The 13,477-nt window shown below is 60.1% G+C and carries 13 protein-coding genes and 1 tRNA gene; 3 read left to right on the top strand and 11 right to left on the bottom strand.

Features of this window, described 5'->3' with window-relative positions:
- Positions 1-36: 36 nt before the first annotated feature.
- The 3 genes from truA to CLV45_RS20420 form a co-directional block, all read right to left on the bottom strand.
- Positions 37-825 carry a tRNA pseudouridine(38-40) synthase TruA gene (truA, locus tag CLV45_RS20430; RefSeq protein ID WP_100338348.1) on the bottom strand — a complete coding sequence of 263 codons (789 nt, stop codon included), beginning with the start codon at positions 823-825 and terminating at the stop codon, positions 37-39.
- A 104-nt stretch (positions 826-929) separates the two neighbouring features.
- Positions 930-1,475, bottom strand: coding sequence for a GNAT family N-acetyltransferase (locus CLV45_RS20425; protein WP_100338347.1), 546 nt, complete (start codon positions 1,473-1,475; stop codon positions 930-932).
- 19 nt (positions 1,476-1,494) lie between these two features.
- On the bottom strand, positions 1,495-2,697 hold the full coding sequence (locus tag CLV45_RS20420; RefSeq protein ID WP_100338346.1) for a thiolase family protein: 1,203 nt from the start codon (positions 2,695-2,697) through the stop codon (positions 1,495-1,497).
- A 100-nt stretch (positions 2,698-2,797) separates the two neighbouring features.
- Here CLV45_RS20420 and CLV45_RS20415 point away from each other — a divergent pair, with 100 nt between their 5' ends.
- Entirely contained in the window at positions 2,798-3,274 is a 477-nt protein-coding gene (locus tag CLV45_RS20415; protein WP_100338345.1) for a DUF4293 domain-containing protein, read from the top strand.
- A 73-nt stretch (positions 3,275-3,347) separates the two neighbouring features.
- Here CLV45_RS20415 and CLV45_RS20410 read toward each other — a convergent pair whose 3' ends face one another.
- The 5 genes from CLV45_RS20410 to CLV45_RS20390 all read right to left on the bottom strand — a co-directional run bounded on the left by CLV45_RS20410 (position 3,348) and on the right by CLV45_RS20390 (position 9,503).
- A complete protein-coding gene (locus tag CLV45_RS20410) occupies positions 3,348-4,190 on the bottom strand; it encodes a DUF4476 domain-containing protein (RefSeq protein ID WP_100338344.1) in 843 nt (280 codons plus the stop codon).
- Between the two features lie 210 nt (positions 4,191-4,400).
- Complete coding sequence (locus CLV45_RS20405; protein WP_245882937.1) at positions 4,401-6,329, bottom strand: OmpA family protein; 1,929 nt, start codon at positions 6,327-6,329, stop codon at positions 4,401-4,403.
- Positions 6,330-6,439: 110 nt separating this feature from the next.
- On the bottom strand, positions 6,440-6,922 hold the full coding sequence (locus CLV45_RS20400) for a hypothetical protein (RefSeq protein ID WP_100338342.1): 483 nt from the start codon (positions 6,920-6,922) through the stop codon (positions 6,440-6,442).
- Positions 6,923-7,111: 189 nt separating this feature from the next.
- Positions 7,112-7,972: a (Fe-S)-binding protein gene (locus tag CLV45_RS20395; RefSeq protein ID WP_100338768.1), complete on the bottom strand. Its 861-nt coding sequence runs from the start codon at positions 7,970-7,972 to the stop codon at positions 7,112-7,114.
- 148 nt (positions 7,973-8,120) lie between these two features.
- On the bottom strand, positions 8,121-9,503 hold the full coding sequence (locus CLV45_RS20390; RefSeq protein ID WP_245882936.1) for a (Fe-S)-binding protein: 1,383 nt from the start codon (positions 9,501-9,503) through the stop codon (positions 8,121-8,123).
- A gap of 164 nt (positions 9,504-9,667) precedes the next feature.
- On the opposite strand from CLV45_RS20390, the gene CLV45_RS20385 reads away from it, so the two are divergent.
- Positions 9,668-9,740 (top strand) — tRNA-Phe (locus CLV45_RS20385).
- 184 nt (positions 9,741-9,924) lie between these two features.
- On the opposite strand, the gene CLV45_RS20380 is transcribed toward CLV45_RS20385, so the two are convergent.
- The 3 genes from CLV45_RS20380 to CLV45_RS20370 form a co-directional block, all read right to left on the bottom strand.
- Positions 9,925-11,253 (bottom strand): Y-family DNA polymerase, encoded by a 1,329-nt coding sequence (locus tag CLV45_RS20380; RefSeq protein ID WP_100338340.1) that lies wholly within the window; start codon positions 11,251-11,253, stop codon positions 9,925-9,927.
- Complete coding sequence (locus CLV45_RS20375) at positions 11,237-11,701, bottom strand: LexA family protein (RefSeq protein WP_100338339.1); 465 nt, start codon at positions 11,699-11,701, stop codon at positions 11,237-11,239. The genes CLV45_RS20380 and CLV45_RS20375 overlap by 17 nt, the downstream gene beginning before the upstream one ends.
- A 100-nt stretch (positions 11,702-11,801) precedes the next feature.
- Positions 11,802-12,944, bottom strand: a complete 1,143-nt coding sequence (locus CLV45_RS20370; RefSeq protein WP_170061908.1) for a J domain-containing protein — start codon at positions 12,942-12,944, stop codon at positions 11,802-11,804.
- Between the two features lie 151 nt (positions 12,945-13,095).
- Between CLV45_RS20370 and CLV45_RS20365 the strand changes: the two genes are divergently transcribed.
- Positions 13,096-13,473, top strand: coding sequence for a phage holin family protein (locus tag CLV45_RS20365; protein ID WP_100338337.1), 378 nt, complete (start codon positions 13,096-13,098; stop codon positions 13,471-13,473).
- The last annotated feature ends 4 nt before the right edge of the window (positions 13,474-13,477 follow it).

Below are 13,477 nucleotides of genomic sequence, written 5' to 3'. Positions count from 1 at the left end.
CTGGCTTCTCCGTTCTACGCTCTTTACCCGACGCTTTTACTTCACGAAATACGGCAGTTCCAGCGTCTCGGCCGGCGCGGGCAGCAGCTCGGCCGGGTATTCGACCTTGCTCAAGAACAAGCCCTGGGCCGGAGCCGCGCCGCCGGCATCCACGCGGTTTTGGGAGAGCAGAATGGCTTTGAACTCGGCCGGCGTGATTTTGCCCCGGCCCACCATCAGCAGAGTACCCACCACCAGGCGCACCATGCCGCGCACGAAGCGGTTGGCCCGGATGCGGAATACCAAACCGCCCGGCGTGGGGTGCCAGCCGGCCTCGTAGCACACGCAGACGTAGTGGTTTTCGCCGCCTTTCACCTTGGAAAAGCTCGTAAAATCGAACGAGCCAATCATAGAAGCCGCCGCCTGGTTCATGGCTGCCACGTCGGGGGCGCGGTCCAGGTAGAGACTGTGATTTACGCTGAACGGGTCGGGCACAAGGCGCACGTGGTACTCGTAGGTGCGGGCCTCGGCGTCGAAGCGGGCGTGGGCCCGGTCGGGCACCGGGTGCAGCAGGCGGGCGGCAATGTCCTTGGGCAGAGCCCGGTTGAGACGGTACACCACCGTGGCCTCGTCCAGTGTGTCGGGAATATCGGCGTCGAAGTGGGCCACCTGGTGGCTGGCGTGCACACCGGTATCGGTGCGGCCACTGCCCAGAATGTAAATAGGCTGGCGCAATACCTGGCTCAGGCAGCGTTGCAGCTCCAGCTGCACCGTCACGGTGTTGGGCTGCACCTGCCAGCCGTGGTACTGGGTGCCTTCGTAAGCCAGATGAAGAAAGTAGCGCAAGGGAATAGTTGTTGATTGTCGGGAGTTGATTGTTGATTTTGAATATTAGATGCCTTACCCGTCAAGCTGAGTAGTCAGAACATCCATCAATTAACAATCAACGATCAGCATTTGAGCGAAGCAAACAGCAGCGCATCCTGTACCTGGCCTTCCTTCACCAGGCTTTTCTGCAGGCGGGCTTCGAGGTAGTAGCCGGCCTTGGTCAGCACCCGGGCCGAGGCGGCGTTGCGGGCAAAGATTTCGGCGTACAGCCGGCTTACGTCGAAGTGGGCGAAGGTGTAGTCGGTCAGTGCGCGCACGGCCACGGGCACGATGCCGCGGCCCCAGTACGCCCGCCCCAGCCAGTACCCAATTTCGGCGCTGCAGCGGTTGATGTCGTCCTTGAACAGCACACTGATGGCCCCCACGGCTTCCCCGGCTACTTCAATAGCCAGGTGAATATCCGTGGAGGCCGGGTCCGTGGTCAGCCCGATGTACCAGTAGGCATCTTCCAGCCGGTACGGGTGCGGAAAAATGTCGCGCAGGTTCTGCCAGATTTCCCGGTCGTTGGCCTGCTCGGCCAGCACGGGGGCGTCGTGCAGGTGCCAGGGCCGCAGCCGCACGCCTTCCAGCGGCACGGCAAGCGTCGGACGGAGCAGGGAGTCGGTCATCAGCTTGCCGGGCTAGCGGTTAGAGTTTTTCGAAGATGGTAGCGGCCCCCTGCCCCACGCCCACGCACATCGTCACGAGGCCGTAGCGGGCCCCTTCCCGGCGCTGCATTTCGTGCAGCAGCGTGGCCGTAATGCGCGCTCCACTGGCGCCCAGCGGATGGCCAATGGCAATGGAGCCCCCGTTCACGTTGACTTTGTCGGGGTCCAGCTCCAGCTCGCGCAGGCAGGCTATGCTCTGGGCGGCAAAGGCTTCGTTGAGCTCAATCAGGTCCAGGTCGCTGATGGTCAACCCTGCCCGCTGCAGCACTTTCTTGGTAGCCGGCACGGGCCCGATGCCCATCACCGACGGGTCGACGCCGGCCACGGCCGAGCATACCACCCGGGCCATGGGCTTGAGGTTGTAGCGTTTCAGGGCTTCTTCACTCACCACCAGCACCGCCGCGGCCCCGTCGTTGATACCAGCCGAGTTACCGGCCGTGACGGTGCCATCCACGGGTTGAAACGCGGGCCGGATGCTGGCCAGCTTCTCCATCGACGACAAGCGGGGCGGCTCGTCGGTGTCGAACAACGCCGTGTCGCCTTTGGGGTTGGGCACGAATACGGGCACGATTTCGCGGCGGAAACGACCTTTCTCCAACGCCCGCTGGTACTTGCGCTGGGAGTTGAAGGCAAACTCGTCCTGCTCCTGCCGCGAAATGCCATACTTGCGGGCCACGATTTCGGCCGTTTCACCCATGGCATACGGGTGGTGCAGCTTGGATAGCTTCTGGTTGATGAAGCGCCAGCCCAGCGTGGTATCGTGGGCCGTCAGCTCCCGCCCGAAAGCCGTTTCCGACTTGGCCATCACGAAGGGCGCCCGGGTCATGCTTTCCGAGCCACCGGCCAGGTAGATGTCGCCCTCACCGCTCATTATGGCCCGCGAGGCATCCATGATGCTTTGCAGGCCCGAGGCGCAGAGGCGGTTCACGGTCACGCCGGGTACCGTAATGGGCAGGCCGGCCAGCAGGGCAGCCATGCGGGCCACGTTGCGGTTGTCTTCGCCGGCCTGGTTGGCGGCGCCGATAATGACATCTTCCACCGCCGTTTTATCCACGGAAGGGTTACGGCGTAAGAGCTCACGCAACACGTGCGCGGCCAGGTCGTCGGGACGTACGCTGCTGAGGGCACCGGCAAATTTGGCAATGGGGGTGCGGACGGCGTCCACGATATAAGCAGTTGGCATTTTCTTGAATGCGGTTATTCCGGTCGTTGTTGGCTACTTTTGCCGGCCCGGCGTACATGGAAGTCATGCCGGTCCGGACCAGAGATTCATAACTACAAAGATGATACAAAGAATTCAAAGCGTGTTTCTCTTGCTGCTGGCGTTGGCCATGGTCAGCGTCGTATTTGTGCCCATCTGGAGTAAGCTCGACCCGGCCAGCGGCCAGGAACTGGTGCTGACGGCCACCAAGCTCACCTACGCCCACGCCGACGCGGGCATGTCGGTGCCCACTAATACCTACGCCATTGCGGCCCTGGCCCTAACTTCGGCAGCCATAGCGGTGTTCGAGATTTTTCAGTACCGTAACCGTTTCACCCAGCTCAAGCTTGGCGCGCTCAACTTCCTGCTGATTGTGGCCACCCTGGGCGCCTGCTTCTACTACTCCGGCATTGGCGAGCGGATGCTCAACATCAAGATGCCCGGCAGCTACGAGGCCGGCTTCTACCTGCCCACCCTGGCGTTGCTGCTCAACCTGCTGGCCAACCGCTTTATCCGCAGCGACGAGCGGCTGGTGCGCTCCGCCGACCGGCTGCGCTAAGCGAAAAGTATAAGACACAAAAAAGGCTTCCGCAGTGCGCGGAAGCCTTTTTTGTTGCGTCTTGTTGTTGCTTTTAACGCTTAGCCGCGTCCTGCACTTCCTTGATGCTGGATTCATACTGGAACGAGTCGTACACCCGGTAGAAGTTCTGCTGGTCGGTCACGTGGGGGTAGGCAAATTTAGCCAGCTCCACTTTGGAATTCTCAAAATCCAGAGTGCCGAGCAGGCGCTTCAAATCGTCCGCCTGAATAGCCGACTGCTCCAGGGCCTGCTTGGCCACGTTCAGGCGGCTGCTGTCGAAGGACTTGCTGCGCACACTGTTGACCAGCGCGTCCACATCCTGGTCCTGCAGTGGCCGGTACACGCTCACCGAGCCACCCGAGTACTGCCCCCCATTCGGAGGATAGTTGTCGTAGCCCCCGTTACCGCCAGCCGAGCCGTTGTAGCCGCCCCCATTAGCGCCTGCGCCGTTGCTGCCGTAGGAATCGTCGTAGTAGCCGTCGTTGCGGCCGCCACGGTCATCGTAGCGCGGGTCGTAGCCGCCCTGCGGACCGTAACCGCCGCGCGGGCCGCCACGCAGCGGGAAGGCTCCTACTTTGCGCAGTACCGGGGGGTAGCCCTGCCGCGTCACCAGCACGTAAGTGGTTTCCAGGCCAGGGTCCAGAAACACGCGGGTGCGGTAACTCACCGAGCGGCCGTAGCCCGTGGGAATGAAAAACTCGGCCCAGTGGTAGCCGGGCACCAGCCGGTCGATGTGCACTTCGCGGGCCACATTGCGCGTCAACGCCCGGCCGTCGAAGACGAGTTGGAAGGGAATACCGCGCTCCGAGGCAAAGTTTACGTTGGCCGGAGCGGCCTTAAGGTCGGCGGCCAACAATACGAGCAGGCCGAAGCAGAGGAGTAGCGCCTTTTTCATGGCAACGAGAGCTTTCGGAAAAGCGGCCCATCCGCTTCCGTACTACCTCTAAAGCCAAGGATTGTGCCAGTTCTAGAACTGCAGTACCGCCCAGCTTGCTGGCGCGCGCCCACTAGCTTTCAACGGCCGCTTTTACCGCATTTTAGCCCACAAAAAAATGCCCCGCACAGTACTGCACGGGGCATTTTCGTTCAGAAAGCTCAACCGGAGCTATTCCGAAATTTTGGTCACCTTAAACTCGGTGCGGCGGTTACGCTGGTAATCTTCCTCCGTCTTGGCGTTCTTGATAACCGGCTTGGTTTCGCCGTAGCCCCGGGCCGTAATCCGCGACTTGTCGACACCTTTGGAAATGATGTAGTCTACAGCCGACTGCGCCCGTTTCTGCGACAGGGTTTGGTTGTAGGCATCCTTACCGCGGGAGTCGGTGTGCGAGCTGAGTTCAATGGTAATCTTGGGGTTATCGTTCAGGGTCTGCACCAGCTTATCGAGCTCAGCGGCAGCGTCCGTGCGGATATCCCACTTGTTGTAGTCGTAGAAGATGTTGTCGACCACGATGGCCTTATTCTTCACGATCTTGGTTAGGGTGAGCGTGACGGGCACCTTGATGTCGTTCATCTCAGCGGGTAGCTCCGCCTGACTGGGCTTGCGGCCCACGGTACTCACGCCGTTGCGGGCGGTAAAGTAGCCAGCCCGGTCAGCAATGAGGGAATAGTTGGCCGCGGCTGAGTCCAGCTTAAGAGTGAATTTACCAGCCGCGTCGGAGGTAACTTCCTGCAGCTTCTGGCCCTTACTGTCGAACAAGGCCACGGTTTCGTTGGCTACGGGCAAAGTTTCGCCGGTTTTGTCATTGCGCTCCAGCAGGGTGCCGTCGGCGTAGAAGGTCACCAGCTTGAGCGGCTTTTTGCGGAACATGTACAGGTCGTCGCTGCCCTTGCCGCCGGTGCGGTTGGAAGAGAAAACTCCCACATCCTTGCCCGTAAAGTACGGGGCAAAGTCGTCGCCGTTGCTGTTGATCGGGCCGCCCAGGTTTTCCACCTTGCCCTTCTTCACCATGAAAATGTCCAGCTTGCCTAAGCCAGGGTGCCCATCGGAGGAGAAGTACAGGGTGCCGTCGGGGGCCACGGCGGGAAAGTTCTCGTTGCCGGCCGTGTTGATTTCCGGACCCAGGTTTTCGGCGGGCGAAAAGCGGCCGTTGGCACTCAGCGTGGCCTTGTACAGGTCGTTGCCACCTTGCCCGCCCTTACGGCCCGAGGCGAAGTACAGCGTTTGCCCGTCGGGCGAGAAAGCCGGGGAAAAGTCGTCGGCGGTCCGGTCGTTGATGTTGATGAGCTTGGGCTCTTCCCACGCTCCGTTCTTGAAGAACGACGCCCACAGGTCCACGCTCAGGTAGCCTTTCTTCGAGCCGTTGTTAGAGCGGGCAAACACCACCATCTTGCCGTCGGGCGAATAGGTGGCGCTGGCCTCGTGCATGTCGTCGGTGTTGAAGGCCGGCTCGAGCTTGCGCACCGTGCCGCCGGTCATCTTGGCCTCGTCATCGAATTTGATGGCGTAGAGGTCGTTGAAGCCTTCCCCGTTGCCGGCGAATTTCTTTCCTTCCCGGCCCGAGGCAAACACCAGCTCCTTGGTTGTGGGCATCATGGTGGCGCTAAACTCGGCCGAGGGCGTGTTGATTTGGTCCAGGGGTGTTACCTCGTTATTGGTGCTCATGGCCACAATCTGGGTGCCGAGGCGGGCGTTTTTGGCCTCCGTTTCGGCCCGGGCTGCCAAGGTGCGGTTCGAGCCGCTCTGGGTATAGGCCTCGAACCGGGAAGCGGCTTCGTCAAACTTGCCGTTGGCTTTCAGTGCCAAACCGTAATAGAAAGCCGCGTCCGGGTTTTTCACGCCCCCGTCCAGGGCGGCTTTGTAGTAACCTTCGGCCTGCTCAATGCGGTTGGAGAGCCGGTAAGATTCTGCCACGCGGTAGTTGGCCAGGGCCACGTTCTTGCCCTTGGCAACGTCCGCTTTATATAATTGAATTGCAGTTTCGTATTCACCACGGGCAAAACGCTTATCCGCTTTGCTCACGCTGCCCGTCGTAGCACAACTACCCAGCATTGCGGCCGAGCCTGCTGCGACGCACACAAACAGTAGATTCCTCATGGATTTCTGAAGGTGAAATGGTAAAAGGTCCGGTGTTGTAACGACCGGAGCCTAGCAATAATACTAAGTTTACCCATTATTCTACTCTGAATCAAGAGCAGCGCCGGGAATCAAAAATATTTGGCCAGCCACGTCATGGCGGCCGGCGCCGGCCACTGCTGGCCCAGTTTGGCATTATCCGTTACGGTGTTGTCGAAGTACAGCGTGGCGGGCGTGAGGCGGCCCTCAGCCACAGCCTGCCGCAAAACTCGGCGGTCCACCAGCTCGACTTGCCCATCGATGAGAAAGGCCAGCTGCGACTTTTCCAGCAGCTGCAGGTCCAGTTGCTCTTCCACCAAGCGTACAAACCGCACCGAGGCGTCAATTGAGCAGCCGCTGGCGTCAGCTACGGCCTCATTGAGGCCAATAACCAAGAATTGGTGGTGCAGAATAGCGGCCGACGCCTCCAGGTTGCGGCCGTGGCTGGTCCACTCGGCGGCAAAGCGCTGCAGGGCGGGTTCCACCTGCGCTATTTCGGCGCTGGTGAAGGGCCGGCTGGCCTGGTAAATCCAAATGCGGGCCGAAGCCGGAAGGTCAGAGAAAGGAACGAACATAGATAGGGTAGACGACAAAGACGGCACCGGCAGCCGGCCGGTGCCAACGGAGCAACAAGTAAACCGCAGCAATAGTACGGCAGCCCACGCCTATAAACGTAAACTGCCCCGGTCGGAAGTTCCGCCGGGGCAGCTTTATTCAGCTCGTTGAAAGCAAGTATTTTTCTTGCCTTCAGGAAGTTAATCTGCTTAAGCGTTCAGGCCTTCGGCCGTGGCAATCAGCTCGGCCAAATCAAACACCTGTACGTTGTTTTCACGCTCCTTGTTCTTGACCCCGTCGCTCATCATGGTCATGCAGAACGGGCACGACACGGCAATGATACTGCGCTGCTGCCCGTTGCGCGGGGCGGGCGTGGCGCCGGCGTTGCCGCTTTCCACGCCCAGCAGGCCGTCCAGGGCCGCGGCGTTACCGTCGAGGGCGGCCAGGGCTTCCTCGGTCCGCTCCACGTTGATGTCCTTCTTGCCGGGTTCGGGCTCTTTCCACATTTGGGCCCCGCCGGCGCCGCAGCACAGGCCGTTGGCTTTGCTGCGCTTCATTTCTACCAGGTCGGCATCCAGGGTGGCCAGCACGTCGCGCGGGGCTTCGTAGATGTTGTTGGCCCGGCCCAGGTAGCAGGAGTCGTGGAAGGTGATGCGCTGGCCTTTGAACTCGCCGCCCCCGGCCACGCCCACCCGGCCCTCGTTGATGAGCTGCTGCAGGAAGGTGCTGTGGTGAATTACCTCGTAGTTACCGCCCAGGGCCGGATACTCGTTTTTAATCGTGTTGAAGCAGTGCGGGCAGGCTGTTACAATTTTCTTGATGCCGTAGCCTTCGAAGGTGGTAATGTTCTGCATGGCCTGCATCTGAAACAGGAACTCGTTGCCGGCGCGCTTGGCCGGGTCACCGGTGCAGGTTTCTTCCATGCCCAGCACGGCGTACTTCACGCCCACGTGCTCCAGAATCCGGACGAAGGCCCGGGTAACGCGCTTGTAACGGTCGTCGAAAGCCCCGGCGCAACCCACCCAGAACAGGATTTCGGGCTCCTCCCCGGCCGCGGCCAGGTTGGACATGAGCGGAACGTTGATTTGACGGGCGGCAGTTTGCTCAGCCATTGTAGGTAGTTGACAGTTGTCAGTTTGTAGTTGTCAGGTGGAGTGGTCAGTTCTACTTGTCGTTGTCGAGATTCTGACAACTAACAACCAGCAACTGACAACTCCTTTATTTTGCCGCCACGTAGAGCTCGTCGGCCCAGTTGAAGCGGTCCGAAGGCGAGAAGGCCCAGGGCGCGCCGTTATTCTCGATGTTGGAGAACATCACATTCAGCGAGTTAGGCGCGGCCGACTCTTCCAGCACCAGGAAGCGGCGCATTTCCACGATGCTTTCCAGCGGGTTGATGTTTACCGGGCAGGCTTCCACGCAGGCGTTGCAGGTGGTGCAGGCCCAGAGCTCCTCGGGCGTCACGTAGCCGCGCAGCAGGGTGTGGTTTTCCTTGTCGAGCACCTCCGGCTCGGCATGCTTGGCTTCGGTGCCGTAGAGGTTGGGCTGAAAAATCAGCGGGGAGTTGTACTTCTCCTCCATCCGGTCGCGCGTGTCCATGATGATTTTGCGCGGCGAGAGCAGCTTGCCGGTAATGTTGGCTGGGCACACCGAGGTGCAGCGGCCGCACTCGGTGCAGGAGTAAGCGTTCAGTAGATTGGTCCAGGCCAAATCGTTCACGTCCTTGGCTCCGAAAGGCGTGGGCGCCATAGCCGAGCCGTCGGGGTTGGTGGCCGGCGCGGGCACCTGGTAGCTCGGGTCCATCATAGCCTTCACCTCGTGGGTGATGCTGTCCACATTCGAAAACTGCCCCTGGGGTACCAGGCGCGAATAATACACGTTCGGAAAAGCCAGGATAATGTGGAAGTGCTTGCTGCTGGGCAGATAGTTTAGAAAGCACAGAATGCCCACAATGTGCGCCCACCAACCCACGCGCTCCAGAATTTCCAGGGCCGCAGCGTTGTCGGGCAGCAGGCCCGTCAGCAGGGAGCTGATGGGGAAAGCGCCCGGCAGGTCTACTCCTTCAATTTGGTGCAGCTTGAGGTCGGCGGCGTTCATCGTGAACAAGGCCACCATCAGAATTACCTCCACGTAGAGGATAATATTGGCGTCGAGGCGGGGCCACATGCGCAGCTCGGGACCGGTAAAGCGGCGCACCTTCTTCACGTTGCGGCGCCACCAGAAGGCCGCTACGGCCAGAATTACCAGGGCGCCCAGCACTTCATTGGTACCGACCAGGGCGCTGTACAACGGCCCCAGAAAGCTCAGGGCGCGGTGGGTACCGAAAATGCCGTCAATCAGAATTTCGACGACTTCGATGTTGATGACGATGAAACCCACGTACACAATCAGGTGTAATAAGGCGGGCGTGATGCGCTTAAACATCTTTTGCTGACCCAGGGCCACCAACAAGGTTTTGTTTAGCCGCTCGCTGACGTTGCCCGACATATCCCGGTCGCGCCCGACGAGGATGTTTGCCCGGATCTTGCGAACCTGCCACGCAAACAGACCGAAGCCTGCCGCCGCGACGAGCAAGAAGAGGATGTTTTGGATAGAGAAGTGCACGGGAAAGGGTAGGTTTGGGGTTAGGTCCGAAATATACTCGTTATGCATAACAAATTACGGGTTTTTCGGCAGAAAGATTTTTTTCGGGAAGACTTGCAGGTTCGTTTTCGTTTACTACTTTTGTGCTCCCCAACGGCAATAACGGCCTGCGGGGGCCCAGAGCTGGTAATGTAGCTCAGTTGGTAGAGCACAGCACTGAAAATGCTGGTGTCGTTGGTTCGATTCCAACCATTACCACAAAAAGCCCTTCTGCTTCCCGCGGAAGGGCTTTTTTGTTTTCAAACCCCTTTCTGCCACGTAGCCATTGCCGGACCACTATGAATTCAGCAGTGACCCGACAATCAAAGTAGCATGGAGCTCCAGCTCGACCTGTTTTATACAGAACTGACTATCAGCAGCAAGCCCAAGCCATGCTGGCTGCTCAGCCCAGCAGTAGCCCGTCGATATTGATGCGCCATACTTCCGGCAGGCTGGTGGTATACGCCGGTGTGCGCATCTCTTTCTTGCCGGCCCAGGCACCCTTGCAGCCATTCTTATCAGCCAGCTCCACGGCAAAACCAACCGTGCCGGCTCCGTAACGAGTGTTTAGCTTGTCGAGCTCGGCCATGAGTTGGGCGCGTTGCTCGGCGTGCGGGCTGTCGACGAATAAGTTCAGCTGGGCCAGGCCGCCCGGCTCCAGACCAGTCAGAATCACGCCGGCTTTTTTGTAGGATGTGCCGGGTTGCCACAGCTGCTTCAGAGCCACGCGGGCGTAGCGTAGCAGCTCGGCAGTGTCCCGGGTGGCCACTGGCAAACTCAGCGTGTTGGAATACGTGTAGGGCGGCGGAGCGGGGCCGTATCGACTTTTACTGATAAATACGGTGAGCATATTGGCGGCGCAGCCCTGGCGGCGGAGCTTTTCGGCCACCCGGGTGGTGAAGGTGGCTACCGCACTGAGAATATCCGGGTAAGCGGCCAACGGCTGACCGAAAGTGCGGGTATAGGCCACGCTGTGCCGGGGTTGGGCGCCCCCATCTGGCGGAATCATCTCCAGGCACGGCACGCCCTGCAACTCCCGCACTATTCGGAGCCCGACCACCCCACCCAGGTGCCTGCGGGCCCAGACGTCGGACACGCGCGCCAGGTCGGCGGCCGTAGCAATGCCGTGTTGCTGCAGCATGGGTGCGTATTGCCGCCCAATGCCCCAGACGTCCTCCACTCCTACTTGCTCCAGCGCCCACCGGCAGCGGGCGTCCGAGTCGAGGTGAAGCACTCCGTGGTGCATCGGATCCTTTTTGGCTATCCGGTTGGCCAGCTTAGCCAGCGTCTTAGTGGGGGCAATGCCCATGCAGATTGGAACGTGAATCCACTGCTTAATTTCCTGCTTCAGGCGGCGCCCGTATTCGGTCAGGCTGCTGCGGTTGTGCTCCAGCCACTGCTCCATGCCGGTCAGATCGAGAAAGGCCTCGTCAATGGAGTAGACTTCTACTTCCGGCGCCACTTCGGCCAGGTAGCTCATCACGCGCCGGGAAATGTCGCCGTAGAGAGCGTAGTTGCTGGAAAAAACCCGGGCGTCGTGCGCGTCCAGCAGCGGCTTGGCCTTGAAATACGGCGTGCCCATCTTAATGCCCAGCTCTTTGGCTTCTTCGGAGCGCGACACGATGCAACCGTCGTTGTTGCTCAGCACTACCACGGGCCGGCCTTCCAGCCGGGGCTGAAAGATTCGCTCGCACGACACGTAGAAGTTGTTGCAGTCAACTAACGCGAACATGGCGGGAAAGCTTACCAGGGCGCGTCTCGGTTAGCACATACGTCACCACGCCCCAGCAGTCAAACAAGTCCGGCTCGGGCACCTGCATGGCCGGGAACAGGGGATTATCGGGCACCAGCCACCAGGTAGCGCCGCGCTGCAGCAGGCGCTTAACCATGTGCTGCCCTTCGATGACGGCAATAATGATGTCGTCGTGCCGGGGAGTAAGCCGGCAATCCACGGCCAGCAGGGCACCGTCCCGAATACCCGACTCACCGCCGGTCATGCTGTGGCCCTCGACCTGCACCAGGTACGTAGCGCTGGGATGGGGCAGCAGTAAGGCATTCAAATCCAGCTTTACGCCCACGTGGTCTTCTGCCGGGGAAGGAAACCCGGCCCGGACGCCAGATTCAAAAAAGGGAAGCAGCAAGGGCTTCCGGGCAATGTTGAGGAGAATAGCGCGGCTCATTGTAGCAAGTAGGTTTGCCACAAGTATACGTTGCACTAATTATATTAGTATGATATTTGCCAACAAAATTAGCCAGACATGCTCCGCTTCACGCCGCTGGCTACGGGCAATTCTGTTGCAGAGCTTCTCCAGCATACAAATACCCAAGCTGAATGGCCCGGCGAAAAAACTCGCAGGCAGCCGCAGGGTTGCCCTCCTGCTGGGCCAAGCGTCCCAGTAGAAAGTGAACCTGCCCATTCGTGGGGTTTTGCACCAAAACTTCCCGGTAATCGGCTCGGGCCGCCCCAAACTCGCGCATCTTATAATAAGCCAGGCCCCGGTACGTCAGGTATTTCAACGACGCGGCTTGACCGGCAGCCTGCCGCTGCCGCAGGCCGGCCGACAAATCAGCCACGGCCCCATCGAACTGCAGTAGCTCGAACAGCCGGAGTTCCCCGCGGGCCAGCCAGGCGGCACTCAGCGTCGAGTCCAGGGCCAGGGCCCGGGTGAGGCTGCGCTGGGCCGAGTCTTTCTGGGCTAGGCCGGCCTGACACTGCCCGAGCCGAAAGAGTAGCAGAGCCGTTTTCTTAGCCGAGTTCTGCTGGCCAAGGGCGCTGCGGTAGTCATTGCGGGCCGCCTTGTAGTTGCGGTACACGAGCTGCTCGATTTCGGCCCGCCGCTGCAGGGCCTCCTTATACTGAGGCTTGAACTGCAGCGCCTCGGAAAAAAAGCCGTGGGCCGTGCTCCAGTGCCGGCCGGCGTAGGCCCGCAAGCCATTTTCGTAGTTGCTGACGGCCGTCACGTGGTCCATCGTCACCTTCACCGACACGATGAAAAGCAGCAGCAAGGCGGCCAGCGCGGCCGTGAGTTGGTAGTCGCGGCGCGTAAACTTCGGGCGGCGCTTAGCTATGGTCTGGTAGTGCCGCTCGGTGGAGCCGGCCGGCCGCCGGGTGCGCAGGGGCTGAGCCGGGGGCATGGGCACGCCGTACACGTGCTGGCCCTGGGCCCGGTACTGCTGCTGCCGCCGCGCTTCATCAGCCCGCAAAGCCGCCGCCCGCAGCTGGTGGTCGTAAGAGGCTCGCCGGGCCGGGTCGCTCAGTGTGCGGTAGGCCGCACTCACGGCCTTGAACTGCTCCTCGAACTGGCTGCTACCGCCGTGCTTATCGGGGTGAAATTGAATAGCTAACCGCTTGTATGCCAGCTTTATTTCCTGCGCCGAAGCCGTGGCGGAAACACCGAGTACCTGATAATGATTTTGGCTCAAAACGGGGCAGTATATAGTAAAAGTAACGCAAAATTCAGACACGACGTACGGTTTTGCGTATGAACCAGCAAACCAAAAAGCCGGCTTCCCGCTCGTTTTTTTGGTCTCCGACCTGTCTAACATCTTTTCTCGCTATTCTTCTCCCCGCCGTATGGCTTACGACGACGACGCTTCCAAAACGCCCCGCAACGATAGTTTAGTGGGCAACCTCAAGGGCTACCTCGACACGCGTATCGACCTAGTCCGCCTCGAAGTTCAGGAGAAAGTCAAGCTGGCTTTCGTCGGCACGGTGCATGGCGCGGCCATGGGCCTGATCGGGCTGCTGTTCCTGATTTTCCTCAGCATCTTTGCCGGACTGGCTCTAAACGATGTTTTCGACAGTTCCTTCTGGGGATTTGGGGCCGTAGCCGGGTTTTACCTGCTGCTGCTCATTATCTTCCTGGTGGGCGTCGACAAAAAGTTGTTCCAGGGCCTGGCCGACAAGCTGCTGAACAACACGATTTACAAATCTGACAAACGCCAAGCATAACCTA

This window comes from Hymenobacter chitinivorans DSM 11115, from assembly GCF_002797555.1.
Lineage (GTDB): Bacteria > Bacteroidota > Bacteroidia > Cytophagales > Hymenobacteraceae > Hymenobacter > Hymenobacter chitinivorans.
Note: the sequence above shows the minus strand (reverse complement) of the source record. Positions and strands in the feature narration are given on the sequence as shown.

Excerpts from the sequence above, each read along its gene's own strand:
- CLV45_RS20425 (WP_100338347.1), bottom strand. The coding sequence starts at position 1,475 with ATGACCGACTCCCTGCTCCGTCCGACGCTTGCCGTGCCGCTGGAAGGC.
- CLV45_RS20420 (WP_100338346.1), bottom strand. The coding sequence starts at position 2,697 with ATGCCAACTGCTTATATCGTGGACGCCGTCCGCACCCCCATTGCCAAA.
- CLV45_RS20415 (WP_100338345.1), top strand. The coding sequence starts at position 2,798 with ATGATACAAAGAATTCAAAGCGTGTTTCTCTTGCTGCTGGCGTTGGCC.
- CLV45_RS20410 (WP_100338344.1), bottom strand. The coding sequence starts at position 4,190 with ATGAAAAAGGCGCTACTCCTCTGCTTCGGCCTGCTCGTATTGTTGGCC.
- CLV45_RS20405 (WP_245882937.1), bottom strand. The coding sequence starts at position 6,329 with ATGAGGAATCTACTGTTTGTGTGCGTCGCAGCAGGCTCGGCCGCAATG.
- CLV45_RS20400 (WP_100338342.1), bottom strand. The coding sequence starts at position 6,922 with ATGTTCGTTCCTTTCTCTGACCTTCCGGCTTCGGCCCGCATTTGGATT.
- CLV45_RS20395 (WP_100338768.1), bottom strand. The coding sequence starts at position 7,972 with ATGTCCAACCTGGCCGCGGCCGGGGAGGAGCCCGAAATCCTGTTCTGG.
- CLV45_RS20380 (WP_100338340.1), bottom strand. The coding sequence starts at position 11,253 with ATGTTCGCGTTAGTTGACTGCAACAACTTCTACGTGTCGTGCGAGCGA.
- CLV45_RS20375 (WP_100338339.1), bottom strand. The coding sequence starts at position 11,701 with ATGAGCCGCGCTATTCTCCTCAACATTGCCCGGAAGCCCTTGCTGCTT.
- CLV45_RS20365 (WP_100338337.1), top strand. The coding sequence starts at position 13,096 with ATGGCTTACGACGACGACGCTTCCAAAACGCCCCGCAACGATAGTTTA.